Below are 22700 nucleotides of genomic sequence, written 5' to 3'. Positions count from 1 at the left end.
GTTGGAAGAAATCCGGCCAAACACTAGGCACCGCTGAAAGCCATTTGGCAGAATTATAACTGGCGCGGTAATTTCGCGTCGGCATACAACATCAAGGATGACACAACACACCCAAAATCGACTTCGTAAATGGCTGCCTACAGCAGCGTTCAGCACTTCTAACAGCATATTACTGTTGTGTATCCTCTCCGAAACGGTGCGCGTCACTTTAGTAGGGTATCGTGTCGAACGAACAACCAGCCGCTTGCGATCTACGTCGGGGCCCGCTGCAACTGTCCAGGTCCTAGCGCGCCCCGACCGATCGCCGGTCACAGACACTAATCCGGAGCGAGAATCGGCTCCGAATCCTGCAATCCTGCAATCCTGCAACCATGCAAACAGACGACAACAACACAGATAAGCGCAACGCCACGTCGCACAGCACTAGAAACTCAGAGGACGAGGACATTCAAGCGATTGCGGCCGACCTGACGAAGTTTCAAGTCCGCTGTCTCGCCACGATCGCCCAGCAGGACCGGTACGGCCTTGGGATCAAGCGCGAGGCCGAGACCTACTACGGCGAGGAGCTGTTGCATGGCCGACTCTTTCCGAACCTTGATAGGCTGGTCGATTATGGCCTCGTCGAGAAGGGGCAGCGCGACCGGCGGACGAACAACTACGCGATCACGGAGATGGGCGAGGACGTCCTCGAGTACGAGCTCAATTGGCTCGAGGAGCATATCAACGGAGGCGACGGGCAGTGACAGTGCCGGAGCGTGCCTACCGCGACGAGGAGACACTCCGCGACCTGTACGTCGACCGCGAGATGACGACGCGGGAGATCGCCGACCACTTCAACTGTTCCAACGGCACCATCTCAGATTGGCTCAACCGGCACGAAATCGAGACACGCGAGAACTGGAAGGCGGGCGTGGAGGCGGCCGCTGAGGCGAACCGCGTCGAGCGCGTCAAGATGCGGACGCTTCATGAAAATCATCCGTACGAGTGTTGGGTGACGAAACTCTGGGAAGGCGACGAGCGCGTCAGCAAGATTTGCTACGTCCACCGCCTGCTCGCCGTCTCGGAGTACGGCTTCGATGCGGTCGCGGATATGGACGTCCACCACGACAACGAGATTCCGTGGGACAACCGCCCATCGAACGTCGGTCCGGTCGACAAGTCTGACCACGGCACCTACCACACCAACCAGCGCTGGGGCAACGACACCGAACCGCTCGAGTTCCCGTCCCCGGACGTAGAGGCGGACTCGTCGCAGGCGACGCTCGACGCGTTCACCGGTAACGGAGGTGCGCGGGTCTGATGTCCGGACTGCTCGAGCGCATCGCCCGTATCCTCAGCCAAAGCTCCACCACCGAGTCAGACTCGGCCGCTGATCCGGAGCCCTGCGACGTCCCGATCACTACGGCGGCGAATCTGATGAAAAACCAGCGGCGGCGCCTGGCCGTCGCGCTGGTCAACGAGCTCGGCCCGATGAGACTCCGCGCACTCGCGGACGCCGTCGCGACGATCGCCGACGACAACCGCAAGTCAGTGTACTGCACCCTCTACCAGAATCATCTACCGAAACTCGATGTGCACGACGTCATCGATATCGGTGAACGCGGCCACCTCGTTGAGCCGGGCCCGAACTTCGACGCGTTCGTTGACTTCGGCGCCGATCTCGAGGAGCGGTTCGATGGCGAGTCCAACCAGACGGCGGTAGTCGAGTTCAACGAGGATGCAGTCAGCGCCGTTTCTGACGACGTCTCGGAGGTCGGAGGTGGTGCGTAGATGCACGCCGCGATCCTCTCGCTGCTGACCGGCGAGCCCAACACAGGCGAACTCGAGTCCGTGCTTGGCGGCGACCTTCCGACGATCGTCGTCGACGGAACGCAGTACCTCGACGGAAAGACGCTCTACCACGGCGAGGCTGCCGCGTGGATCGAAGAGGAGAAGCGCGTCCCCGTCCCGACCGAGGACGGCTTCATCAAAGAACAGGACGAGGTCTCCCGCCGCGTCGATACCGAGTGGTACGCCGACCTCGAGGAGGGATGGGTCGGGGTCAGTTCCTCCGACGGCCGCTTTGTCCACGACTGGATCCTCGCTAAGGAGGGGATGGTTGCGGAGGACGCGATGATCCGCCTCGACGCGTGGGCCGAACGGTTCGAACAGAACGGCGGAAGCGTCTGGGGCGCCAGCTACTCGCAGTCGATCGACGACGGCGACGACGAAGATCGCGCCGGCGCGCAGTACCACAAGGACGCCGCCTGGCACAACCTACCGCCGACCGGGATCAGCGCACTCGGCTTTTCCTACGAGTGGGACGGGTACCCGGTCCGCGGGATGGTCGCCAAGTCCGGCTATGTCGCCGCCTACAACCTCACGCAAGAGGACGTCTTCGCCGCCTGGATCAGCGACGAGATCCTCCCGTACCTCGAGTACGACACCGGTGACGATCAGGATGTCCTCGGACGATCGACATGCGAAGAGTGTGGCCGCGAACCCGAGCGCGGCCTCCACTCTGTCGACGGTCGTGAACTCTGCCTCGTCTGCGCTGACAAAGCCAGCGAAGACGCTGGGGTGAACGCCTGATGGCGGGTAGTAGCCGGTACTGCCCTGTCTGCGACGCCGAGAGCAAGAAGTGTTACAAGTGCCACCGCTGCGGGAAGCCGTTCGACGGCGACGGTGACTCGAGCGGTGCACAACAGCTCCGGCCTGATGGCGGTTCCGACCTCGAGGAATGCTCGACCCACGATCTCGTCGGTCGGGCCCTCGAGGACCTCGGCGACCAGGAGGCCGACAATGGGATCCCGACAGGAGACGTCGTCGACTGGGTCGTTGATCGGACCGACCTCGAGCGCGCGGGCGTGATCGATGCGATTGGGTGGCTCCAGTCCCGCGGCCACATCTACGAGCCCCAGAAGGACCACCTCCGCCGAACCGATCCCGCGGACTCGCGGTGGTCGCGATGACTGACGGAAAGACCACCGAGGAACTCTGGCAGGAGCGCCTGACCGAAGCCCGTGTCCAGGTCGGTCGCGGCCTCAAGCCCGAGCGACTGGCCGGGCGCTACGACGCCGAGTCCGCTGATGCGATTGCGGCACTCACTAAGCGGGGCACACAGCAGATGCTCAACAGTCGCTACGGGACGCTGACTCTCGACGACCAGGATGAGGCGGCCGAGATCATGGGCATCGAGATCCGAGAGCCGGTAACCGACGGAGGTCGCGACGTTAAGTCTACGAGCGGAACTTGCCGCCGGGGCGAATGCGATTGGCCGGTCGAATTTGACGGAGGGGACCAGTGTATCCTCCATGCAGCGGAGGACTGGGCCCGCTCACGCGACACGGGAACAGAACGGCCAGGGGGTGACTCGGCGTGACGGGTGCACTCGTCCTCTCACTGGTTGAGCTCGATGATGTCTCGGTCTCGAAAGAGGACGACCACATCCTCGTGACGTGCCGGGGCCACGACGGCGCCGACGCGATCGAGCTCGACGACGTCCATCAGCAGATCTACGAGGCCGACTGCCGTGTCCGATCGACGGTAGCGGCGTGGTCGTCCGACGGCGACGCCGAAGTCCTCCTCGAGGTGGTCGAGCGATGATGAACCCAGAGCAGCTGGGCCCGACCCAGCGCGAGATCTACGACGTCCTCGAGGACTCGGGCGAACTCACTCGGAGCCAGATCACGGATCGATCGGGAGCGATCACTGCCAACGCCGCCTCGAGGGCGCTCGATCGGCTGCGTGAGCAGGGGCTGGTCTCCTACCGAGAGGGGCTCGGCGGTCGCTACCTCTACTCGATCGTCGACTCGGACGGTGGTGAGTGATGGATCCCCGCCTACGTGACTCGTTAGGTGTGACTACCGGATTTAAGTGCCGCCCGCGTCTACCGGTTAGGCAACACGATAGGAGAAGCACACCCACCGCTACGAGGTGTGGAACGCAGGAGAAGGGGGCGTCAATTCGCCCCCATGCTTGGTCGCATAATCCTGCGTTCCGGATCTCTATAAAAGTTCGCCTCTCGAGGAGCCGCGGCTCTGTCCTGCGCGGCCTTCCACCACCCCTCGAGAGGCTACTTTGTATTTCGAGACGCATCGCGAGACGACCGAACTGGCAACTCTGTACACACGATGTCTGCCCACCCCGACACGACGACCGCACCGACGAACAAACAACTCGCTGCCGAACTCGAACAGATCCGCAATCGCCTCGAAACCGTTGAGGCCGAGAACGAAGAGCTGCGGAAAGCGAACGAGCAGAAGGACGAGCGTATCGAGGAGCTCGAAGCGCGCGTCGATGAGCTCGAGGACGAGCAAGAAGTCAAGCACGCCCGGTTCGATGCCGCGACTGACCTCAACGACGATCGATTGAACGAGTTGATGGCCCGCGAGCTCGAGAAGGGAGCACACCTCCCCGCGGAGATCGTCGTCGAGTTCGACCTCCCGATCAAGGAGGGGCGCCTCGAGAAGATCCAGAAAGACAGTGGCGAGTACTACCGGCTCCCCGAGAGCGAGGATCCGCTGGCTCGCGGCGGTTCGACAAACCTGGCGCACGCTGATCTCCTCCCGATCCAGCAGCTGGCCCAGATGGACGACGACATGCTCGACCGGACGGCCAAGACGAAGGGCGACTATCTCGCTGCGAGACTCTGGCAGGCGCGTGATAGCGAGGTCGACAACCCCTGGAAGAACGGCTGCAAGGGCGTCCGAGAGTACATCGATGCGAGCGAGATAAAGCACTGGATTCGCCGTGAACTCGGCCGCGGTGCCGTCGACGACGCCTACGCAAAGAAGTTGGTTAGTCGGACGATCGGTGCGATGAAGGACCTCACGAAGGACCGGATCGTGGTTAGCAAGACCAAGAGTGGACGGAGCGGTGTGACCAGCAAGGAGCGCCGCGTCAAGATCATGGAAGGAACCGAGATCCCCGGAGAAACCACGTCGGGTGGTGGGGACGAGACAGCTGGCGTCCACGAGTGACCCTGTCCCCGGCCCAGCAGACCGGGCGTGAGCCCTCAGCCATCAAACACTAAGAAAACAATGCACACAGCACGCGGTTGTAAGCAACGTACCGCTACTAGCTCGTATACCGCTCGATCGGTCCGTCGTCGGTCTAATCCAAGGACCGATTCGGAGGTGATCCCGTGGCCGTCATCTGTCCACGACCTTCCCGTCTGACGGTCCTCTCGTGGTGTCGGCTTCCCGTCCCGCATCGTTCGCACACCAATTCAACATCAACACACACGCACGCAATCATGGCAGACCCAACAACGCAACTCACGTACGCACTCGAGAACCTCTTTCCAGACCGTCCGGTCTCAATCGACGAGGTGAGGGAGTTCTTCTCGAACGCGGAGACTCTGGACTACGTGATGTATTCGTCGGCCACGAAGGACGAATTAGAGCAGATAATCGTCATTGCAGGGGTTCAATCGATTTCGATTGAGAATTACCAGGATTTCTCTGGACCGTGGCTTGGCCCACACAACGCAGGCGTTCATTGGAAGGAACACTCCCATTGTGAGACTGCCACCGAGGTCGCAGACTTCTACGCCAAAGGTGGCTGGTCCTTTATCGAACTCGAGGAGGCGATGGTCGATGAATAGTGACGATACTGAACGCACATCAGTAGTCGAATTGTCGGCATCTGAGGCGCGAACCGCTCACATAGCTGCGTCTAAGATGGGGATGGAACGCGACCATCCTGCAATGGAAGAACTGTACCGAGCGTTCGCCGACGAACCAGAGAACTACCCCTCTGGTAAGATGCGTTTCAGGGCCCCTTCTGGGGGGCTGTGCGAAATCGCCATGAAAGCCCAAACCCACGGGAAAGAGCGACGAGGAAAGGGACACAGCGCGGCCCAGTCAAAATACTATAGCGTCGGTGATCAGATGGAGAGCCAGTTAGTCAGACAAGGCGAGTGGGTAGAGGTTGACCGATCACCCCAAGCGGGAGCTGATCGCGATGAGTGACCAGACGGACGCCTCGTCGAAGGAGATCTACGATAGCGTGGTTGGCTACGTCGAGCACAACACCGGGGGCTCCCAGCCACCGCTGATCCATGAGGCACCGGTCGTCGCGAGCGTCTCGTGGAGCTACCCGGACGAGCATCCTTCACGGGTCCGGTCGGCGATCTCGGCGGCCACGTCTCGGGGCGACCTTGTTCGAGTCACTGACGATTCAGGTGAGCACGAGCGGACCTACCTCGGGATTGACGACCCGGACGACCTCGAGCGAAAGATACGGGAGTATCACGAACGCTCGAGCCGAACAACCCGCAACGGAGCGCTCTGTCTTAACATCGCGAATCGGCGCGTCGACGACCTTCGAGGTGAGGACGATGACTGATCCCTATCGGGCTGGCCCGTTTCACTACACCGGTTCGGAAGGCTTCGAAGCGTGGGGCTACCGCTTCCCCTCCGGGTTCATCATCCTCGAGTGGATCCCCAAGAGCGTTCCCGAAACCGACGACAAAATTGAGTCTGGTCACCAATCGGTGTACCACTCGTTTGTTGATTTCCGGACAGTCTGCGACGGCGAAATTGAGTGGGGACGGTACCCGGAATCGGAGGGTTCGGACCGATGACGGACTACTGGCTCCCGACGTGGTGGGGCTGGATCGAAGACTGGTCCCGGTGTCGGGCGTGTCTCGAGTACAACCACACCCCGTGTACCTCGTGTGAGATCCCACCTGGTATCCTTGGAATCGTCTGTCTCGTTGGCGGCGGAACAGCGACGGTCGCAGGTAACCTCCGTGGGAATCAGTCAATCACGACGGCCCAGCAGGCCCAGGCAGCTTCCCGAATGTCATCGGCCGAAGCAGCACATCCTGTCCCGCAAAAAGGCGTAGAGAGCATCATAAAACGACAGACCCGGCAGAATCTAAACCACAATGAGTAATCCAGAACTGGATGTAGACCCAGAGAGCAAGGCGTTGCAGTACCGGATCATCGACGAGAACGGCCAGTGGGTTCTCGAGCCTGTGTATCCAGCGTTCCCGAGGTCGCCAGACGAGATCGCGGCGATCATGCACGCGACCAGGGCCCTCTCGACCGACAACGCTGGCCGGATAATCCTTCCCGAGCGGACACGCGACTGGCTTGACGCCGAGCCCGGCGACGTCGTCTCGCTCGCGACGGTTGTCAGTGCACATGCGGTAGCGTTCTCCGATGCGTTCTCCGATGCGCTCGAACCGTTGATGGACGCAGTCGCAGAGGCGGCCGAGTCAGTGGCCAGCGCGCTTAGCGAATGCTTCGACGGTACCGACCTCGAGGACGACCGCCGGGATCGCAACGCTCGACTCCCGGATCATATCCGCGAGGCCCGACGGCGTCGCGACGAGCAGCGCGAGCAGTACGAGACCCAGCTCGGACACGATCGCTATGGAGGCCAGCATGAGTGACGAGAACGTTAAGTCTACGAGCGACACTGATCGCGGGGGCGAGTGGGGGCGTGACCTCATGATCGCTATGGCGTCGGTTCAGACGCACCATTCGAAAGCCGCTGAAAAGATTTCAGAGGGCGATATTCGTGGCGCTGAATACCATTTATATGAGGCGTTTTCGGATCTTGGCGACTACCTCATCGAATCGGACGAGTGGACAATAGAATCGGCCACGGGGCGTGACCACGAATGAGCCAGATAACGAGGAATCTCCAAATCCACGGGGAGCACGAACGGAACGTCATTGGAGAGGCACTAAATCTCCTTCAAGAGAAATACGAGGGTGAAGATAGAGAGGACGCTAAGTCAAGAGTAGACGCCTCTCAGAAGATATCGAACCGACTCCCGCCCTTTAGTGAGTTCGAAACTGAGGGCGAGGACAATGACACTGAGAACGGGATAGTGTTTTTCGAAGACTGTGAGACTTCGTTTAAGCAACTCACAGAGAGTAGTTGGCTGGGGATTCGACAGGCTGGTGACATCGTAGTGAAGCGAAAGTTCTCTGTTGATCTCCATACAGGGGTGCTGGATATCACTACGACGTACTCCTTCGACGGCTATGAAGCTAAAGAATATAACCGACAGAAAGAGCCCGTGACAGGGATTAAGCGACACACGACTTGGCCGCTTTCAGCAGCAGAAATCAACGGTGAGCCGGTCGTTGGATACTGCAAATCCATCCATGCGGGTTCTGCCGAAAGGGACGAGAAGAAAGTCTCTAAAATCCTTGCAGAAGATTCGAGACTCAAGCCACACATCTGGCGGAGTTATAAGCGGTCTGAGAGCCCTGGTGGTGTGAGTGGGGTGAGAAGCCAATGAGCGCCCGCCGTTTCACTCACTCGCATCTCGGCGAGGAGGCTGATCACGATGGGTGACGCTGACCTCGGGGAGATCGAAGGGTGTACCCCGGCACAGAAACTCGTCTACAAGACGCTCGAGTACGCGGACGAACCTCTCTCCCAGACGGAGATCGCCGAGGAGTCATACCTCCCGCAACGGACGGTCCGTGGTGCACTTGCCGAGCTCGAAGATGAGGGTCTGGTCACAAAAAAGACCTACCTCCCAGACACCCGTCGCTTACTCTACTCACTTGACAAGTGACTTATTAGGTCACTATACGGCGCTTTATTTACCAATAAACGGAATGTGGTAGGTAACAGCGCGATAGCCTGCCCGCCGTGACGCCAATGGGCGAGTGATCGGCTTGGCTCCGTAGCTACGCCCTTCTCAAACCATGCTAGGAAAGGTACGCTTTGACCCAGCGACGGGAGCACCGCTCTCGGAGACTAAGGAATATCCGCCCTACGAGACTGGTGGCGGGTCGGGCGTTCGCTCCCCGGTCAGGGATCCCGACGCCAATTGGAAAGCGAATCGGGATGCTGCACTGACGAACGGCGAACTCGAGAGTTCTTCGCAGGGGCTCCTCGGTTACTTCCGCAAGATCCACCGGACAGTACGAGACGATCCGAACACGTCTCTTGACCGATCTGCAGCGCTTGCAGTCAAGCGTATCAAAGCCGACCACAAACGGATTTACGACTCCGTCGCGTGGCTTGTCCTCGCCGAGCGCCTCTGTCGAAAGGGCTACTGGGTCGTGTGGATGCTAGATCACTTTACGCCGCGGTGTCCCCACTGTGGCTCTGGTCTAAAATTCAAGCAGGGGGTTGACCCGATCGGCTATTGCGCCTCGAGCGCGGAGCATGGGGACGTCGACGGGGTGATTCGCAATCTCGTGTGCGAGCGGTACAACGAGACATTCGCAACTGATGACCACCACATCGACCAACTCGAGATCCTCTGATGCACTCCTACGATGGCGACCCGCTCGACGCCACCTACCAGTCGATTACCGAGCGGCCATCGCTCGAGGACGAGGCCGACGACGTCGTCTACGCGACCGACCCGGAGGATGTCGGCGAGGAACGAGCCGAGAACGTCCCGACGACGACCGATCCCGAAGAGGAGCCAGCTGAACCAGAGCGCCCGGTCGTGAAAGGACAGACGACGCTCCCAGAGTGGTCGCAGCTATAACATCCTCTCCGATGACGGCGCCGTGGCTCGGCTAACCGATCGTATCCTATCGTTCGATGCCCGAGGGGATTGCGGACGTCGCCGGAGTACTGGCACCAATGGGCCAGGTCAAACGGGTTCGACTCCCGGCTCCGGTTTCCGGTGAAGTCAGTTCCCTGCTCGTGTTGCGCTCGAGCATAGCTGGCTGAGGATACCCGAGCGCTCTGATAGAGCGCTGTGAGTTTCTCGTTGTACTCGAGGGCTGGTACACGACTGACACGGTACGTGACGCTGCCGTCGGCAAGCGTTCGGACGTCGTGTCCTGGACAGGAGTTCTTCGATTGTTCATCTTCTTCGGTCTAAGCGCTACGCGCTACGAGTCAGCGAGTCCGCGGTGCGGGTAGGCCGGCAGTGCCCTGGGGACAACTCAGGATCTGCCGGTTCGTTTGAGAGCCCGAGCGAAAGCGAGGATCTCTCTCGAGCGACCTCCTGCCGCGAACTGATCCTCATCAGCCAGTCCGCCTCCCCACCTTTCCGTACTGCGGTTCGAAGACTTTCAATGCAATCATGGCAGAAAATAAGGCGGTGATGCTTGCACTGTACGTCGTCTTGGGCGCTGCGTATGCCGTTTCGGGATACGCTCACGCAGTCTTAAACGACGAGAAGGAATTTAAGCCACGCAAATTTAGTCGGACGCTGGCAATTGGTGCAATCGCTGGTGTCTTGGTTGCGGCTCGTGGCGAGGAGCCAGAACCAGGATCGTTCGAGGTGGCGATGGGGGCGGTGATCCCCGTAGCGGACCAGATCGTCGGCGGACTCACGGACTGAGGATGACCTATGTCTGCCAAACCACACACTCCGTCGTACGAGCGCGCGAAAATCGAGGCTGTCGGACTTTGGAGGGCACTGATGCCGCAGGATGAGACTGAGACGGTCCCGAAGGTTGTTGCGCTAATTTTGGTCGTTCTCTGGTCGGTGATCTCCCTCTCGCTCACGTTTGAGGGGGTTGCGGCAGTCGCCCCGCCTTACTACGGGCTGTTCACGGCGCTCGTGTTCCTGCTGGTCGGTCGCCTCTGGAACCTCGAGGCCGAACGCCTACTTCCGACGGACAAGTGAAACTCTGACCACGGGCTGAGATATGGCTATCGACCCTCTCGACCGCGAAGACGACGTGAAAGAGATCGAAGGGTGTGGCTGGCTTATCCTCTGGGATGGGACGCCCGACGGCTGGCTCCGGTCCCTGGTCGTTTGCGACCTCGAGCGGTGGCGATAGCAGTTTTCAGAAATATGGGATACAAAGCAGCCTGCGACCGCTGTGGAGGACGGTGCGATCCGTCGCCAGCGCTCCTCGCACAGTTCTCGCCGCAGTTTTTCAGAACCAGCCAGCTCGCCGGCGACCTTTCAGAAGCTGGCTACAACGAGGGCGATACCGTGACCCTCTGTGAGGAGTGTACCTACACACTCCTGATCATCGATGGCTGACCAACGCCAACTCGGTCGCGATCTCTATTGGTCCGATCGAGACGGGAGCTCCTATCGGTGCCCTGGCTGCGGCCGGCCTCGAGACGCCGTCGACGGGATCGAGCTCCACCACCAGGACGAACGGAAACACAACAACGACCCGAACAATCTGATCGGGCTCTGTACCGACTGCCACCAGGACGGCAAGCACGGCAACCGGCGTGTCTCGAAGCGGATGCAACCACCGTCACCTCGAGATACGTCAGCACCGTCACCGAGTCCTGACGCGCCCGGATTCTGACGGTCTCCGAAATATAACGAAACGAACCCCATGAACGACGAGGATAGGTGCCCCGGAACGAACCGGAACGGCGAGCCGTGCGGCCACCCGAAGGGGTGGGGAACCGAGAACGATGACGGTCCGTGCAAGTTCCACGGCGGGAGCTCGACAGGCCCCAATACGGAGGAAGGGAAGGACACATCATCACAGAATGCCGCGAAGCATGGCGCCTATCGCGAGAGCTTCCTCGAGGACTACCTCACTGAGGAGGAGGCCGACCGAGTCACGAATCTCGAGAAGATCCTCTCGACACCCGAGGGGTCGCAGCAGCACGCCCGGATGATGGCCGGCGTCGCGCTCGAGCAGTTCAAGCGCTCCGGAGACGAGCGATTCCTTCGCGAGTACCGACAGATCTGCGACAAGGCGGGGATCTTCCCGAACGACAAGATCGAGCACACTGGCGACGGCGGCGGTCCGGTCCAGATCAACTTTAGCGAACAGGTCGTCGAAACACCCTGGAGCGAAGAGAACAACGACGAATGAGCTCGAGCACCGAAACCGTCGAGACTGTCAGCTACCAGTGGACCGACTACCAGGCGCACGTCCGCGATCTCCTCGAGGACGGCGACTGCGACGTCGTCGTACTCCGGATCGGCTACGGGGGTGGCAAGTCCCGATGCGGTGCGCAGTGGATCCATCGCGGCGGGATGACAGATACCGAGGGCGTCGGCGAAAGCCTCGTGATGGCCCAGGACTACGAAAAGGGCAAATCGACGACCTACAGCGTTTATTTCAAGACGCTACCTGGTGAGGACACGAACCCGTTCAAGGATGGCGACCCGGAGAACTCGCCGATCGTCGACGACTACAACGCCAACGACAAGCGCGTCGTCTACGTGACCGGCCACACCGTCTGGCTCGGCGGCGCCGACAAGTGGTCGCGGTTCGCCGGCGGGGAGTTCGCGAGGATCTGGTGCGACGAGGTCGCCCACTACCCGCCGCAGACCGATCTGTACGACCTCCACCGGATGCTCACGACCCGACAGCGGACCGACGTCGGGCCCAACACGACGCTCTGGACGTCGACCGGGAACGGATTCAACCAGTACTTCGACATCACCGAGCGCCAGGTCCAGCCCGACGGCGACGGCGGCGAGATGCCGCTCCCGTGGCGCGATCGCCTCGAGGTCGTCGTCGCGAGCACGGAGCACAACACGCTGCTCCCGGAGGACGGCCTCGAGAAGATCAAGCGCCAGTTCAAAGGCACCGCTCGCGAAGAGCAGGGCCTACATGGCGGCTTCGCCGCTGCGGAGGGACTGGTCTACGACTCGTTTTCTCGAAACACGCACGTCCGTCCGCGCGAGGACATCGAGATCCGCGACGACATCCGCCTGTACGGCTACGACTACGGGTGGGGCGACCCGCGAGTGCTGATCGAGTACGGGAAGACCCACGCCGATCAGTACGTCGCCTGGGACGCCTACTACGAGACGGGGAAGTCCGTCGAGCACGCGATCTCGTGGCTGCAGGACAACGACAAGCCGGTCGGTCCGATCTACTGCGACCACGACCCCGAGCACATCCAGAAGTTCCGCGACGCCGGCTACCCTGCCGAGGCGGCGACCAAGGACCTCGACGAGGGGATCCAAGAAGTGCAGGCTGTCCTCGAGGTCGACGAGGTTGGACCGGGACTGATCGTCGTCGACGACCTCACCGAGCTCATCCAGGAGTTCCAGTCCTACAAGGAGGACGACGTCGGGACTGCTCGAGCTGATGATCACTGCCTCGACGTCACCCGCTACGCCGTGATGGGCGACCGCTACGTCGAGGAGGACGAGGACAACTCCGGCACGGGGGTCTGGTAACTTATGGGTGCACCTACCGACGACAAACGCGAGGTCTACGGCCCGACGCACAGAGACATCCGGGGCGTCCTCGAGGCCAGCGACGTTCACGAGGCACCGTCGATCGATCTCCGGGCAGCCGCCGGCGCGGAGACTGACGACTCGGAGACCTACGAGATCACGGCTGCCGAGCAGCGCCAGCGTGCAGACATGCAGATGCGGCACGCGCTGACGGCCGCGATCGATTCCGAGATCGGCGGTGGCCAGGACAAGTACGACGTCTTCGGCTGGGACGAGGATCCCGAGGTCGAAGACTACTACGGGATGTACCTGCGGAACGCCTACGCGAGGGCGGTCTGCGACCAGCCCGTCGACACGACCTGGCGTGATGCCCCACAGATCGAGGATCGAGGTGAGACTGCCGACGACGAACAGACCGAGTTCGAGCAAGAGGTCGAGCACCTCGTCGAGGATCTTCGATTGTGGCACTACACGCACCGAGCAGACAAGCTCTCGGGGATCGGTGAGTTCGGCATCCTCGTCCTCGAGTTCGACGACATTGATTCGCCGGAAGGGTTCGCCGACGAGGTCGACGAAAACTCGGTTTCAGAGCTCAACGGCCTCCGCCCCTTCTCGCAGGCCTCCGTCGACGAGATCGAGCTCGGTGGGCCGGGATCCGGACGCTGGGGAGAGCCCAACGTCTACCACGTCGATCTCGACGACGAGGATGACGCAGTCAGCCACAACGGGCCGACCGAGCTCGAGATTCACCACTCTCGAGTCGTCCACATCCCGAGCGACGGCCTGCTCGACGACGAGATCCGCGGGACGCCGCGCCAGGAACCGATCTGGAACAATCTCGTCGACATCGAGAAGGCACTCGGCTCCGCTGGCGAGGTCGCCTACCGCGCCTCGGCGTGGGGGATCAACGTCAACATCTCGCCGGACTACCAGCTCGAGGATGGAGGGGACAACCTCCGGGATCACCTCCAGCGCTGGTACTACGGACTCGAGCCGATCCTGCGGACCGAGGGCGCCGACGACGTCCAGAACCTCGGCGGCGAAACGATTGACCCCCAGCCGATCATCGATCCGAACGTCGCAGCCATCTCGGCTCAGGTCGGCATTCCGCAGTCGGTCCTCAAGGGCAACGAGACGGGCGAGCGGGCGACCCAGCAGGATCTCCGAGAGTGGTACGGCAAGATCCAGTCCCGCCGCGAGGAGTTCGTGACTCCGACGTTCGTTCGTGAGATCATCGATCGCTGTCTCCGGTACGGGGTCCTCATTGCGCCGGCCGGCCAGGCTGAAAATCGAGAGATCGGCGGGTACGACGTCTCCTGGCCGCCGCTCGCCGAAACGGACGAGTCCGAGGTCGCGTCGATCAAGAAGACTCGTGCGGAGTTCCTAAACACAGCGACCGCAGGCTATCCCGACGACCTGCTGACTCGTGAGCAGCAACTCGAGTTCTATCGCGAGGGAACGCTCCCGACCGAGCTCGACGACGAAATCGCGAACAGTGCCGAGTCGAACATTGACGAAAGCGATGCCGACGTCCAACAGGCAGCCGAAGAGATGGGGATCGGCACCGGCGCCGAGAGCAACGGCGCAGATGCCAACGGTGCGCCGGCGGACGACGACTAACGCTCACGCATGGCGACAGATCCCACTCGATCGGCGAGCAAGCGCGACCGATTCGCTCGGAAGTTTCGCCGGCGCTGGCGTGACGTCCGAGGTGAGGTTCGTCGAGCACTCAAGCGCGACCGGTTCCGGCCGCAGTCGGATCGGTCCGACGCCCGACAAGTTGGCGACTTTCGTGACTGGTTCGAGGATCTCGTCTACACGACCGTCCTCGAGCCCGCCGCAACTCGCGACGTTGAGCGCGGTCGCCACTGGACTGCCGAGCACGTTGACGAACTCTACACTCACGCGCTCAAGCGAGCCGACCAGGAACTCCGGAAGGTTGGCGTTGACGTCCCGACCGGACAGGACTATCGACAGCTCGCCAAGAGCGAGCCCTACGCTGACGAGCTCCGCGAGGAGCGCCTCGAGGTCTATCAAGACGTCGAGGATGCTGTCCGAGCAGCCGAGGAGGAGGCCACTCGCGAGTACCGATCCGGTGTTCGTGAGGGGGCTGCGGTCGCTGGGCTCGTTGCTGCAGTGAACGACCGCGTCGACAAGACTGGTCGCAACCGGACCGACCTCATCTCGGAGGCCCGCGGCGTCGAGCTCATCGCCGACGGCGGGCTCTCCCGATACGAACAGGCTGGGATCGACGAGCTCGGTGTCGAGGTCGAGGAGCCCGCGATCACGATTGACGACGAGCCCTTGAACTCGTGGACCACTGCAGGCGACTCGAACGTCTGCGAACAGTGCCAAGCGCTCGAGGGCAACGCCTACAAGATATCCGAGATACGCAGCGGCGAGGCGCCGAAACCAGTTCGCGACACCCATCCGCGGTGCCGTTGCTGGCTGATTCCGACAGAAGAGACGATCTAGGTTCTGGGCCCACCGATGACCCACCTCTAACACGCCTGATGGCGAGGACATGGGCTCCGGAGGAAAGATGAAAGACGAACACAACATTCGCGTCTCGGCTCGCACGGTCGAACTTACGGCCGGTGACGAGGACGACGAGGATACAGACGGCTGGCGCTTCGGCGGGGTCGCCGTCGGAGAGAACGACATCCTCTACACGGACGACGGCACGCCGGTCCTGTTTACTCCGGAGGTCCTCGCGACAGCTGCCGAGACTCAAGCAGGCGAACCGCTATCAATTGATCACCCCGCTGACGACAACGGGAACCCGATCTATCCCCCGCCGGTCGACAAGTCTCCTGGGAAAGTTCCAAAGGCAGGCTACGTTGAGGGGAAGGGCCTCATCTACGAGGCCAACACCCACGACGAGGCGATCGCGAGCGGCGTCGAGGCCGGCAACTACGAGGTCTCGGTACATCCGCAGTTCGAACTCACTGACGAGCGAGATCCCGAGACCGGCGCCTACATCCCGGATCCCGAGTCGGTCAACTTCCTAGATTTGTCGGTAGTCTCGAAGGGAATGAGTGAGAGCAACACTGCCGAGTGGGGTCCGAACCGGGCGCTTGCTTCCTGGACACGCCAGGCAGACATCGGCAAGGAGATCGACTCGGTGACGGCGGCTGATACAGCAGACGAGTCGAGTTCGCTGCGAGAGAAGATCCGGGAGATGGCCGAGGATGTTGGCCTGCTCCCACAGGGTGGTACGAGCGGCATGTTGTATCTCTCGGATCAGACGTCCGATGGCGAGACGGTCACCGTCTCCGATGCCGCCTTCGATGACGCCGGCTGGATGGCGAGCCTCCACCTTGAGGGCGAGGAGTTCCCTGACGTCGGGCCTGGCCTCGGACCGTCGATCGGTGACGGGATGCCGCATCAACCTGGCGATCATCGAACCGACGAGGAGGTCGAGCTCGATGAAGCGCTCGAGGAGGCGGCGACGGTCTACGCATCGCTTCGGTATGTCACGGAGGACGGCGAAAAGTCCGAACACATCCCGACCGGCGACGGCGGCTACTACGTTGACTCGGCGACCGTCACCGTAGCTCCCGACGGCGTGATCGTCGCGAGTGATCAGGAACAGGAACCTAACGAACCGGCGGAACCCGGAGCGGACGACGACACAGACACGGAGAACGACATGAGCGATCCAGACGATCCCACGGACGACGGTGGACAGACTCCCGACGACCCCGACGATCCCGACGCTGACGCCGGCGACGATGGCAATACGGTCGAGGTCGACATCGGCGATCACGAAGACTTCGACAGGTTCCTCGAGACGAAAGTAACCGAAGCTGTCAGTGAGGCCACGGCTTCGCAGGACCGTGAGGAGATGGCCAAGGAGGTCATCGCCTCGAGCGAGCAGTGGGACGAGGACGACCGCGAGGAGCTCGTCGCCTCGGACATGCTCGAGAAGATCCACTCGCAGGCTACGCGAACGACGGGCGCCTCGCTACCGGGATCCGCGGGAGCGCGCTCGCAGGTCACGGCCGGCGCCGACGCCGACGAGGACGACCTCGATGCCTTCGGTACCGGCGTCCAGGAATAACAACAATTCTAGAGGTGACAATATATGGCAACCCCTAACGCAGTCATCGCAAAGCTCCACAACCAGGCCTCCTACGAGGAGGGTTTCGCCGACGAGGCACTCGACCCCGGCACGGGCTGTGTCATCTACGAGGATGAGAACGGCGAGAAGCGCGTGCGCTCGGCGAACGCCGACGAGGCGACGAGTCGAGTCGTCCGTGAAGCTCGTAACCCGCCCCGCGGTCTCGGCGTCGAGGGTGAGAGCCCGCTTTCCCAGAGCTACAGCACGGACGAACACGTCGAGACGGTCGGCTTCGGAGATCACGACCAGGCCCGTTGCCAGGTATCCGATGCCACTGCCGATGACGCTGTCGGCTGGGACGCCGATGGAGCGCTGACTTCGACTGGTAGTGACGGGACTGGCGACCCTGGGACGATCGTCGGCCACGTCAAGGAGATCATCGACGTCGACGGAACGGACATGGCGATCGTGGAGTTCGAGTGAGGTGATTCAAGATGGCAACTAGTGAGACGTACGTTTCGACGCACAGTGAGTTCCAGGACGAAGCAGAGGACGAGCACATCACGGCGTTCTTCAACCCCTTCAAGGACGCTCGAGAGCGCGCACTCAAAGAGATTCGCGCCAAGTCGGGCCACTCCCCCGAGATGTGGGAGCAGCTTGACATCCAGGCCGGCATCAAGCAGCCCGAAGGGAAAGAGGAGATCACCGCCGACAGTCCCTACGGGTACCAGTCGGGCATCGAGTTCGGTGATGAGGTACTGAACGAGCAGTTCGTCCAGTCGACGATCATTGACACGCTACTCGGCGCCGGTTTCAACATCCCATCCTCGCTCGCGAACTACGTGTACGCGACGAGCCTACAGGCTGGCCGGATGGAGGCCGACGTCTCCATGAACCCGCGATCGCGCTCCCGCCAGGACCGAACGCGATCGGGCGTCGACGCCGTCGCACAGCCCGTGGTTCACGTCGACTACGAGCTCGACGGCCGCGAGATGGAGGTTCGCCGAGCCCACGGCGAGGAGCCCGAGACTGACCAGGCTCGAGAAGCCCGTCGTGCGATCAACCGTCGCGAGGCTCATGTCCTGTTCAACGGCTGGGGCGGAACGTGGGAGATGGAGGACTTCGGATCCGTTAGCGTCACCGGCCTCAATTCCGACACCTCGCAGATCATTCAGACCGGCTCGACCGGCGCCGGCTGGGACGACGCGCAGGTCGTCCTTGACGACTTCGACCACCTCCACGACCAGATCGAGGACCAGGAGGACGTCGAGGACACTGACGACGTCCCGCTCGTCGACCAGGTCGGCGGCTACCTGCTGGTCCCGCGCCAGCAGTGGGGCAACGTCACTCGACAGGACTACCAGCCTGACTCCGGTGCGGTCGACGAGCCGCTCATCGATCGCATCGAGCGGAAGTACCCCTACATCAACGTGCTCCCGGCGCCGCGTCTCGCCGGCGACACCGCGATCTTCCTGCTCAACGACCCGCGCTACTTCGGGATCGTCAACGCCCAGGGCATGACCAACACTGCCTGGGACATCGATGGAGGACACGCACGCCGACACAAGCTCGTCGCGAGCCGGATGCCGTTCGTCCGGCGCCAGCCTGACGGTATTCGCGGCATCGTCCGAATGACGGGGATCTAGCATGGCTGACGAGATCCCTGTCCGCGTCGCCGGTCGTTCGTTCGGCTACGGCGGCGAACGGTACGCAAACGGTGACGAGCTCGAGGTCGACGAGGCCACTCTCGAGAACCACCCGCGAACGCTCGAGCGAGTCGACGGCCCAGACAGCGGCGAAAAGCCACCTGACCCAGCCGAATCCACGGTCGAGGAGATCAAGGCCGCCCTCGGTGACGTCGAGGACATCGAGACTGCCGAGGCGATGCTCGAGCGCGAGCACAAGAACGACGAACGGGACACGGCCGTCTCCGCTATCGAATCTCGGATCGGCGAGCTCGAGGAGTAACGCACATGGCGACAACCGAGGACCACCGGACGACTCCGGGGAAGGTTCGTCAGCGACTCACGCTTGACGGATGGGACACGACCGGCCTCGAGGACAACCAACTAACGGTCTTCATCGACGACGCGAACATGGTCGTCACCGAAGACCTCAGCGAGACTGAGCAGTCCGATCGCCGGCTCGAGAAGATCGAGACGTACCTTGCAGGCCACTTCATCCTCGCGAGCGACATCGACGAGCTCCGACAGACGACGTCCGAATCGGATGCGGACGGCTCATCTGCGTCCTACGTCGGCGACTACAACCATGACGACTACCGAAGCACGTCGCTCGGGCAGCAGGCTGTCAACCTCGACCAGTCCGGCAAGCTGGCTGACGCCAACAAGCCGACGGCGTCGATAGACGTCCCCGAGGTCAGATAACGGCCCATCATGGAGAACGCCACAATCACGATCTCGGCCTACGTCGAGACCGGCGAGACCGAGGATGACGGCATGGGCGGCACCCAGCCGATCGAGGACTGGGTCGCGATCGCCGAGGAGATCCCTGCCCGCTACTCCCCCGAAGGCAAAACGATCGTCGACGAGGACACTGGCGAGCGCATCCAAGACACCGCTTTCGTCTCGATCCATCCGCGCCATGTCGGCGAGATCGCCGGCGACGGTACCTACCTTCTCGACGATCGGCTCCGTCCAGGCATCGACCGTCGCGTCGAGCTCCATCGTAGCGATCGCGACCCTCGACGGCGCTCGATCGAAAGCGTCGCGGAGGTACCGGGCCCGAACGGTCGCGTTCCCGAGGCCGTCCGCCTCGAGCTCGAGGTGGTCACGTCGTGATCGACTTCAACTGGACGAGCGGCCAGGGTCCGGACGCGCTTGTCGAGGATCTCGAGACATTCAAAGACGAGTTCTTCGGCCGCCTCGAGGACGACGTCGAAACGACTGTCGATGAGGCCGTCGAGGAGGCCCAGTCCCGGGCCAGAGTGGACACTGGTGAGCTCCGCGACTCGATCCGAAACAAGGTCGAGCAGATGACTGGCAAGATCGTTGCGCACCTGATCGCCGGCGCTGAGCACAGCGCCTACAACGAATTCGGGACCGTGTATATGAGCGCTCAGCCGATGATCCGGCCGGCACTGCGGAAGGTCGAGCAGGACCTTGTCGACCGGGTCACGAAAAGCTGGGACCAGGCCGCTCGAGCTCTCTGACCATGCTCAGAACACTCAAAGCACTCCCATCGCTAGCCCGGACTCTATGGCGATTCGCAGTCACCGAGCGTACCGAGTTCATAGATCTCGCTCAGCGCCGATCTCGCTGCCAGGATTGCGACGTCACTGATCCGATCGAAAGCTGTCCGATCCATCAGGAGATGCTGAAAGCACTCGCCCAAGACGGCCCCGAGGCGTACTGGGAACTTGCCGACCTCGAGGACTGGTCGCGACGTCCCGCGAACGTCCGCGCTATTGCCGAGGCGTTCGGCGTCGGGCCGCACGATCTAGGCGACCGAGATCGAGACGAGGGCCAGGAGTAATGCCCCGCCGATCAGACAACGAGGCCGGCCTCACGCAGGCGGCGCTCACGGATCTGCGAAGCTACGACCCGCTGCTCGAGGCGCTCGGCGACGGCGATTCTCCAGGCGATGCGACCGAGCAGATCCGGACCCCGCTGACCGCTCCCGATCCTGACGACATCCCACCGGCGCTGCTGATCATCGACGTCCAAGCCGTCGCCTCGGCGGATCGTGGCGTCGCCGCCCTCGTCGACTACGAGGTTGAGGCCGGGCTCACGGTCACCGCCGGCTGGATCGAGGGCAACCGACCGGGCCCGAACGCCGAGCTCGCGTTCTCGAGTATCCTCGACGCCGTCAGCGAACGCGCGAACGTCGGCTTCGGGGTCGACCACCTCGCCCCCTCCGATGCTGGCACTGGCGGTGGATCGGGCATCCTCGACTCGCCGATGGAGGGCGGGGAGAAGGCCGCCGCTCGGCTGTGGCAGTTCGAGCAGTCTCGCAACTAGGAGATCATCATGTCAGTATATCGCAACCAGAAAGGCACGCTGTCGTGGGCCGGTTCTGACCGCGCCTACCGCCGCGGCGAGATCATCGTCGCGCCGCCCGAGCACATCCTCGAGAAGTTCGGCGATGAGTTCGAGCGCCTCGACGATCCCGATACTGGGGCCGTCGATCGCGACGTCCTCGAGGGCCTCAAGTATCGCACGCTGCAGCGGATCGCGGCGAGCGATACCTACGACGCCGTCAACGGGAACTCGACGAAAGCGGCGATCCTCGAGGCCGTCGGCGCCGGCGGCAGCGATGCCGACGACAGCGAAGGCGAACCGACCGACGAGTAACCGCTCCGGTCCCGGATAACGACCGGATCCTACGCGCAAACGCGATCGAAAACGAAAACGCAAACATACCATGAACGCAGATCCCAACACCGAAGCGAACTTTCAGGGCCGGTGGGTCGACATCGGCGTCGTCACCGACCTCGGAACCACGGAGGAAACGATCGAGTGGCTCGACCATGTCTACGCCGACACGTCGATCTCGAAAGACTCGGACAGCGACGAGTTCCAGTACAACGGATCGCAGTACACGATCACCGAGGAGGGTCACGTCACGCGCGAAGCCGAGTTCGGTATCTATCCGGATTCCGAGAACGCCGACCTCCAGACGCTCGGCCTCGTCGACGACGACGGCGCCGAGCTCCACAACGTCCGCCAAGAGGCGATCGTCTTCGTGATCTGGCCGAGCGCCGATGAAACCGACGACACGACCGCGATCAAGCGCGTCGGCGAGAACGTTCGCGTCCAGACTGGTGAGGAGAGCCTGTCCGACGGGCCCTACGAGTTCACGTTCACGCTGTTCATCGAGGGCAAGTACTGGTTCGACGGCGCCGCAGCACTCAACGACGGGAGCTGATCACTCATGTCCCAGGCACCTACCAAGCCGCCGGAGCCGGAGGATCGCGAGGAAGTCCTCCAGGACCTCGGTGGCGAGAACGTCGACGAGCAGCTCGAGCGTGGCGAGCAAAAGCACGAGGCTGCCGAAGACGAGCGCCAAGAGCAGAAACAAGAACAACTCGAGAGCGCTGCCGACGGCCAGGCGATCGAGGACTGGCTCACTCAGGAGACGACCCGCGACGTCGACACGATCTCGTTCCGTGGCCGTGAGTTCGAGTTCTCTCAGCCCGGCGTGATCCACCGCCGGCAGACGATGAAGATCCTCTCCGAGTCGGACCCCGAGACGTTCGAGGACGTTGATCCCGACGACGACGAGGCAGTCAACGAGACGATCGAGGAGAACCTCGATCCCGAGTCGATCAAGAGTGTTGTCGGGCTCTACGATCACCAGCTCGAGACGATCACCGAGCTCTGTACCGACCCCGTGATGGGCGACGAGACCGTCCCCGAGGGCGATGATCTCTCCCGAGGCGCCCAGCGCTGGGGCCGGTTCAAGCTCGAGGACGAGACCGACGCCGACGGTAACGTCATCAAGGAGGGGCTATCGACGCTCTCTCAGCAGGTTGTCGCCGAGCGCCTCGAGGCGACCGACGAGGGCGAGGGAAACTAACCCCCGACGAACGTGAGGCGATCGACGACTTCGTCGGGCGCGACGACTACTACGGCG

Annotated in this window: 39 protein-coding genes; all 39 read left to right on the top strand. The window is 62.2% G+C overall.

From position 1 onward, the window contains the following. The first annotated feature begins 371 nt into the window (after positions 1-371). Positions 372-743, top strand: a complete 372-nt coding sequence (locus EH209_RS23725; RefSeq protein WP_126665269.1) for a PadR family transcriptional regulator — start codon at positions 372-374, stop codon at positions 741-743. Further along, positions 740-1300 carry an HNH endonuclease gene (locus EH209_RS23720; protein ID WP_126665268.1) on the top strand — a complete coding sequence of 187 codons (561 nt, stop codon included), beginning with the start codon at positions 740-742 and terminating at the stop codon, positions 1298-1300. The genes EH209_RS23725 and EH209_RS23720 overlap by 4 nt, the downstream gene beginning before the upstream one ends. Beyond that, complete coding sequence (locus EH209_RS23715) at positions 1300-1770, top strand: DUF7344 domain-containing protein (protein WP_126665267.1); 471 nt, start codon at positions 1300-1302, stop codon at positions 1768-1770. Before EH209_RS23720 ends, EH209_RS23715 begins: the two co-directional genes overlap by 1 nt. Beyond that, on the top strand, positions 1771-2571 hold the full coding sequence (locus EH209_RS23710) for a hypothetical protein (RefSeq protein WP_126665266.1): 801 nt from the start codon (positions 1771-1773) through the stop codon (positions 2569-2571). Continuing rightward, entirely contained in the window at positions 2571-2951 is a 381-nt protein-coding gene (locus EH209_RS23705) for a transposase (protein ID WP_126665265.1), read from the top strand. The genes EH209_RS23710 and EH209_RS23705 overlap by 1 nt, the downstream gene beginning before the upstream one ends. Continuing rightward, complete coding sequence (locus tag EH209_RS23700; RefSeq protein WP_126665264.1) at positions 2948-3361, top strand: hypothetical protein; 414 nt, start codon at positions 2948-2950, stop codon at positions 3359-3361. Before EH209_RS23705 ends, EH209_RS23700 begins: the two co-directional genes overlap by 4 nt. Beyond that, the gene (locus EH209_RS23695; protein ID WP_126665263.1) at positions 3358-3585 is read left to right on the top strand and encodes a hypothetical protein; all 228 of its coding nucleotides are present in this window, start codon (positions 3358-3360) and stop codon (positions 3583-3585) included. Before EH209_RS23700 ends, EH209_RS23695 begins: the two co-directional genes overlap by 4 nt. Then, positions 3585-3809 (top strand): winged helix-turn-helix domain-containing protein, encoded by a 225-nt coding sequence (locus tag EH209_RS23690; RefSeq protein WP_126665262.1) that lies wholly within the window; start codon positions 3585-3587, stop codon positions 3807-3809. Before EH209_RS23695 ends, EH209_RS23690 begins: the two co-directional genes overlap by 1 nt. 303 nt (positions 3810-4112) lie before the next feature. Then, positions 4113-4961, top strand: a complete 849-nt coding sequence (locus tag EH209_RS23685; RefSeq protein ID WP_126665261.1) for a hypothetical protein — start codon at positions 4113-4115, stop codon at positions 4959-4961. Between the two features lie 275 nt (positions 4962-5236). Further along, positions 5237-5587 carry a hypothetical protein gene (locus EH209_RS23680; protein ID WP_126665260.1) on the top strand — a complete coding sequence of 117 codons (351 nt, stop codon included), beginning with the start codon at positions 5237-5239 and terminating at the stop codon, positions 5585-5587. A 359-nt stretch (positions 5588-5946) separates the two neighbouring features. After that, positions 5947-6330: a hypothetical protein gene (locus EH209_RS23675; RefSeq protein WP_126665259.1), complete on the top strand. Its 384-nt coding sequence runs from the start codon at positions 5947-5949 to the stop codon at positions 6328-6330. Beyond that, a complete protein-coding gene (locus EH209_RS23670; RefSeq protein ID WP_211338428.1) occupies positions 6323-6568 on the top strand; it encodes a hypothetical protein in 246 nt (81 codons plus the stop codon). The genes EH209_RS23675 and EH209_RS23670 overlap by 8 nt, the downstream gene beginning before the upstream one ends. Before the next feature lie 306 nt (positions 6569-6874). Further along, entirely contained in the window at positions 6875-7384 is a 510-nt protein-coding gene (locus EH209_RS23665) for a hypothetical protein (protein WP_126665258.1), read from the top strand. Continuing rightward, entirely contained in the window at positions 7377-7619 is a 243-nt protein-coding gene (locus EH209_RS23660) for a hypothetical protein (RefSeq protein ID WP_126665257.1), read from the top strand. Before EH209_RS23665 ends, EH209_RS23660 begins: the two co-directional genes overlap by 8 nt. Continuing rightward, on the top strand, positions 7616-8245 hold the full coding sequence (locus EH209_RS23655; RefSeq protein ID WP_126665256.1) for a hypothetical protein: 630 nt from the start codon (positions 7616-7618) through the stop codon (positions 8243-8245). Before EH209_RS23660 ends, EH209_RS23655 begins: the two co-directional genes overlap by 4 nt. Before the next feature lie 48 nt (positions 8246-8293). After that, positions 8294-8527 (top strand): MarR family transcriptional regulator, encoded by a 234-nt coding sequence (locus tag EH209_RS23650; RefSeq protein ID WP_126665255.1) that lies wholly within the window; start codon positions 8294-8296, stop codon positions 8525-8527. 133 nt (positions 8528-8660) lie between these two features. Beyond that, positions 8661-9227 (top strand): hypothetical protein, encoded by a 567-nt coding sequence (locus EH209_RS23645; RefSeq protein WP_126665254.1) that lies wholly within the window; start codon positions 8661-8663, stop codon positions 9225-9227. Next, positions 9227-9457, top strand: coding sequence for a hypothetical protein (locus tag EH209_RS23640; protein WP_164722122.1), 231 nt, complete (start codon positions 9227-9229; stop codon positions 9455-9457). The genes EH209_RS23645 and EH209_RS23640 overlap by 1 nt, the downstream gene beginning before the upstream one ends. Before the next feature lie 546 nt (positions 9458-10003). Beyond that, positions 10004-10264 carry a hypothetical protein gene (locus EH209_RS23635; protein ID WP_126665253.1) on the top strand — a complete coding sequence of 87 codons (261 nt, stop codon included), beginning with the start codon at positions 10004-10006 and terminating at the stop codon, positions 10262-10264. A gap of 81 nt (positions 10265-10345) precedes the next feature. Next, positions 10346-10552, top strand: a complete 207-nt coding sequence (locus tag EH209_RS23630) for a hypothetical protein (RefSeq protein WP_126665252.1) — start codon at positions 10346-10348, stop codon at positions 10550-10552. Between the two features lie 22 nt (positions 10553-10574). Further along, positions 10575-10709 (top strand): hypothetical protein, encoded by a 135-nt coding sequence (locus tag EH209_RS25000; protein ID WP_282957113.1) that lies wholly within the window; start codon positions 10575-10577, stop codon positions 10707-10709. 14 nt (positions 10710-10723) lie between these two features. Next, positions 10724-10918, top strand: coding sequence for a hypothetical protein (locus EH209_RS23625; RefSeq protein WP_126665251.1), 195 nt, complete (start codon positions 10724-10726; stop codon positions 10916-10918). Continuing rightward, complete coding sequence (locus EH209_RS23620; RefSeq protein ID WP_126665250.1) at positions 10911-11198, top strand: HNH endonuclease; 288 nt, start codon at positions 10911-10913, stop codon at positions 11196-11198. Before EH209_RS23625 ends, EH209_RS23620 begins: the two co-directional genes overlap by 8 nt. Before the next feature lie 30 nt (positions 11199-11228). Continuing rightward, the gene (locus tag EH209_RS23615) at positions 11229-11720 is read left to right on the top strand and encodes an HGGxSTG domain-containing protein (RefSeq protein ID WP_126665249.1); all 492 of its coding nucleotides are present in this window, start codon (positions 11229-11231) and stop codon (positions 11718-11720) included. Next, on the top strand, positions 11717-13042 hold the full coding sequence (locus EH209_RS23610) for a terminase large subunit domain-containing protein (RefSeq protein WP_126665248.1): 1326 nt from the start codon (positions 11717-11719) through the stop codon (positions 13040-13042). The genes EH209_RS23615 and EH209_RS23610 overlap by 4 nt, the downstream gene beginning before the upstream one ends. Positions 13043-13045: 3 nt before the next feature. Further along, positions 13046-14662: an anti-CBASS protein Acb1 family protein gene (locus EH209_RS23605; RefSeq protein ID WP_126665247.1), complete on the top strand. Its 1617-nt coding sequence runs from the start codon at positions 13046-13048 to the stop codon at positions 14660-14662. 9 nt (positions 14663-14671) lie between these two features. Then, positions 14672-15517, top strand: a complete 846-nt coding sequence (locus EH209_RS23600; protein ID WP_126665246.1) for a hypothetical protein — start codon at positions 14672-14674, stop codon at positions 15515-15517. 67 nt (positions 15518-15584) lie between these two features. Beyond that, positions 15585-17105, top strand: a complete 1521-nt coding sequence (locus tag EH209_RS23595; protein ID WP_126665245.1) for a DUF7282 domain-containing protein — start codon at positions 15585-15587, stop codon at positions 17103-17105. A gap of 24 nt (positions 17106-17129) precedes the next feature. Further along, positions 17130-17588 (top strand): hypothetical protein, encoded by a 459-nt coding sequence (locus tag EH209_RS23590; RefSeq protein ID WP_126665244.1) that lies wholly within the window; start codon positions 17130-17132, stop codon positions 17586-17588. An 11-nt stretch (positions 17589-17599) separates the two neighbouring features. Further along, entirely contained in the window at positions 17600-18751 is a 1152-nt protein-coding gene (locus EH209_RS23585) for a major capsid protein (RefSeq protein ID WP_126665243.1), read from the top strand. Between the two features lies 1 nt (position 18752). Next, positions 18753-19073 carry a hypothetical protein gene (locus EH209_RS23580; protein WP_126665242.1) on the top strand — a complete coding sequence of 107 codons (321 nt, stop codon included), beginning with the start codon at positions 18753-18755 and terminating at the stop codon, positions 19071-19073. A 5-nt stretch (positions 19074-19078) separates the two neighbouring features. Beyond that, positions 19079-19492, top strand: a complete 414-nt coding sequence (locus EH209_RS23575) for a hypothetical protein (RefSeq protein WP_126665241.1) — start codon at positions 19079-19081, stop codon at positions 19490-19492. Positions 19493-19501: 9 nt separating this feature from the next. After that, positions 19502-19906 (top strand): hypothetical protein, encoded by a 405-nt coding sequence (locus EH209_RS23570; RefSeq protein WP_126665240.1) that lies wholly within the window; start codon positions 19502-19504, stop codon positions 19904-19906. Next, on the top strand, positions 19903-20277 hold the full coding sequence (locus tag EH209_RS23565) for an HK97-gp10 family putative phage morphogenesis protein (RefSeq protein ID WP_126665239.1): 375 nt from the start codon (positions 19903-19905) through the stop codon (positions 20275-20277). The genes EH209_RS23570 and EH209_RS23565 overlap by 4 nt, the downstream gene beginning before the upstream one ends. Positions 20278-20438: 161 nt before the next feature. Further along, on the top strand, positions 20439-20600 hold the full coding sequence (locus EH209_RS24330; protein WP_164722121.1) for a hypothetical protein: 162 nt from the start codon (positions 20439-20441) through the stop codon (positions 20598-20600). Further along, positions 20600-21085 (top strand): hypothetical protein, encoded by a 486-nt coding sequence (locus EH209_RS23560; protein WP_126665238.1) that lies wholly within the window; start codon positions 20600-20602, stop codon positions 21083-21085. Before EH209_RS24330 ends, EH209_RS23560 begins: the two co-directional genes overlap by 1 nt. A 9-nt stretch (positions 21086-21094) precedes the next feature. Continuing rightward, a complete protein-coding gene (locus EH209_RS23555; RefSeq protein ID WP_126665237.1) occupies positions 21095-21418 on the top strand; it encodes a hypothetical protein in 324 nt (107 codons plus the stop codon). A 70-nt stretch (positions 21419-21488) separates the two neighbouring features. Further along, positions 21489-21992: a hypothetical protein gene (locus EH209_RS23550; protein ID WP_126665236.1), complete on the top strand. Its 504-nt coding sequence runs from the start codon at positions 21489-21491 to the stop codon at positions 21990-21992. A gap of 6 nt (positions 21993-21998) precedes the next feature. Next, positions 21999-22643 (top strand): hypothetical protein, encoded by a 645-nt coding sequence (locus EH209_RS23545; protein WP_126665235.1) that lies wholly within the window; start codon positions 21999-22001, stop codon positions 22641-22643. Positions 22644-22700: the final 57 nt, after the last annotated feature.

It is taken from the genome of Haloterrigena salifodinae, from assembly GCF_003977755.1.
In the GTDB taxonomy this organism is placed as follows: domain Archaea; phylum Halobacteriota; class Halobacteria; order Halobacteriales; family Natrialbaceae; genus Haloterrigena; species Haloterrigena salifodinae.
This window is presented reverse-complemented; position numbering and strand designations above follow the sequence as displayed.